This window comes from Caballeronia sordidicola (genome assembly GCF_002220365.1).
Taxonomy (GTDB): Bacteria; Pseudomonadota; Gammaproteobacteria; order Burkholderiales; family Burkholderiaceae; genus Caballeronia; species Caballeronia sordidicola_C.
Genome location: NZ_MTHB01000039.1, coordinates 1 through 2,545 on the forward strand (window position 1 = coordinate 1; position 2,545 = coordinate 2,545).

At 58.1% G+C, this 2,545-nt stretch carries 2 protein-coding genes; both read right to left on the minus strand.

Annotation, left to right across the window (positions count from 1 at the left end; all coding sequences use genetic code 11):
• Nucleotides 1-1,285 (minus strand): Clp protease N-terminal domain-containing protein (locus BSU04_RS06280; protein ID WP_144021136.1); only part of this gene is annotated, 1,285 nt, incomplete at its 3' end.
• A 538-nt stretch (nt 1,286-1,823) separates the two neighbouring features.
• Nucleotides 1,824-2,545 (minus strand): Hsp70 family protein (locus BSU04_RS06285; protein ID WP_179258222.1); only part of this gene is annotated, 722 nt, incomplete at its 5' end.

Here is a 2,545-nt window from a genome sequence, read left to right on the forward strand (position 1 = left end):
CCGCTTCGCGCTCGATCTTCAACTGGATCAACCGACGATCGAGCCGGTCCATCTCTTCGGGCTTCGAATCGATTTCCATCTTGACCCTGGACGCTGCTTCGTCGATCAGGTCGATGGCTTTATCGGGGAGAAAACGGTCCGTGATATAGCGATGCGACAATTCCGCCGCCGCGACGATCGCCGGATCGGTGATTTCCACGCCGTGATGCAGTTCGTACCTTTCCTTCAGGCCGCGCAGGATCGCGATGGTCGCTTCCACCGACGGTTCATCGACCAGCACCTTCTGGAACCGGCGCTCGAGCGCTGCGTCCTTTTCGATGTACTTGCGATATTCGTCGAGCGTCGTCGCGCCGATGCAATGCAGCTCGCCGCGCGAGAGCGCCGGCTTCAGCATGTTGCCCGCATCCATGGCGCCTTCAGCCTTGCCGGCACCCACCATGGTATGAATTTCATCGATGAAAACGATCGTCTGGCCTTCGTCCTTCGCAATGTCGCTCAGCACGGATTTCAGTCGTTCTTCAAATTCCCCGCGATACTTTGCACCCGCCAACAGCGCGGCCATATCGAGCGACAACACGCGCTTGCTCTTGAGCGATTCCGGCACTTCGCCGTTCACGATCCGCTGCGCGAGACCTTCCACAATGGCCGTCTTGCCCACGCCCGGCTCACCAATCAGCACCGGATTGTTCTTCGTCCGGCGTTGCAGGATCTGGATTGAACGGCGAATTTCGTCGTCACGGCCAATCACCGGGTCGAGCTTGCCGGCGCGTGCGCGCTCGGTCAGGTCGACGGTGTATTTCTTCAGCGCGCCGCGCTGGCTCTCGGCGTCCTGGCTATTCGCCTGGCCACCGCCGCGAACCGAATTGATCGCTGCTTCGAGCGCCTTGCGCGTGAGGCCGTGCTGCTTGGCGATACGACCGGCTTCGCCCTTGTCATCGGCGATGGCGAGCAGGTACATCTCGCTCGCGATAAACGTGTCGTTGAGCTTTTGCGCCTCTTTGTCGGCGCTGTTCAGCAAGCCGGCAAGATCGCGGCTGACCTGGACGTTGCCATCCGTGCCCTGGACTTGCGGCAGACGCGTCATGGCGTCTTTGAGCGCGGTTTGCAGCGCCTGGACCTGCACGCCCGCCTGCGACAGCAGCGAGCGCGCCGAGCCGTCCTGCTGCGCAATCAGCGCCGACAGCAGGTGAATCGGTTCGATATATTGATTGTCATTGCCGACGGCGAGACCCTGCGCGTCAGCGAGTGCTTCCTGGAACTTCGTGGTTAGCTTGTCGATTCTCATAGCGTCATGCTCGAATGTTAGGCTGCACGCTGGGGTCTAGATCGACCCATAGAGAGAGAATCCAATCTGCGCACATTAGAAAAACTAAAGGACCTCTATCGAAATAAATCAGCCATAGACGCTCACGAAAAATTTCTATCCCTGCTCCCGAAACGCGTCGTCGATCGGTAGATCACATCTGGCTTGCATGAGGAGCCAGCGGTTTTTTACCTACGCAATGGAGTTCGACTTTGAAGAAATGACAGTTTTTAAATTCGTACCAAGAAGCTGGGGAAATCTGAATTCAGATCGACGTTCGCAGTGGGTGTAAGTTGACGTCGGCCTATATAGGATTGGTCGACGCGCCTGCTACCTCTAAGAGACTCGATCCTTCAAACTCTCGTAGCTCGCTATCTATGCGCTTATGGGTTTTTGATAAGAGGTGACGCACCCTCTAAGACTTTTTCCAAGCTTGGGATTCCGGCCAGCTCCCCAAGCTCGTTTTCCGGCCATGTTTGTTTGCTGCTACGTCGCACAGCTCATGCGGCAGCTCGATCGTTCAACTTTCCTTTACTTCCTTGAAGTCAGCATCGACGACATCGTCATGATGCTCCGGCGTCGCTTGCGCACCGGGGCCGCCCGCTGCACCCGCCGAATTTGCCCCACCCGCCGCACCTTGCGCTGCAGCCATATCGGCGTACATCTTCTCGCCGAGTTTCTGCGACGCCGTTGACAGCGTTTCGATCTTCGCGTCGATCGCGGCCTTGTCGCTCGCCGTGCTCTTCAGCGCTTCTTCAAGATCCTTCAACGCCGCTTCGATCTTTTCCTTCTCTTCCGCTTCAACCTTGTCGCCGTATTCAGCCACGGCCTTCTTCGTGCTGTGCACCAGCGCGTCGCCCTGATTGCGCGAGCCGGCCAGTTCACGCAGACGGTGATCTTCGTCGGCATTCGCTTCGGCGTCCTTCACCATCTTGTCGATCTCAGCGTCCGACAGGCCCGAGTTCGCCTTGATGACGATGCGGTTTTCCTTGCCCGTTGCCTTGTCCTTCGCGCCGACGTGCAAAATCCCGTTCGCGTCGATATCAAAGCTCACTTCGATCTGCGGCGTGCCGCGCGATGCCGGCGGAATGCCTTCAAGGTTGAACTCGCCCAGCAGCTTGTTGCCCGCTGCCATTTCGCGCTCGCCCTGGAACACCTTGATCGTCACGGCGCTCTGGTTGTCATCCGCCGTCGAATAAACCTGTGCGTGCTTGGTCGGGATGGTCGTGTTCTTGTTGATCA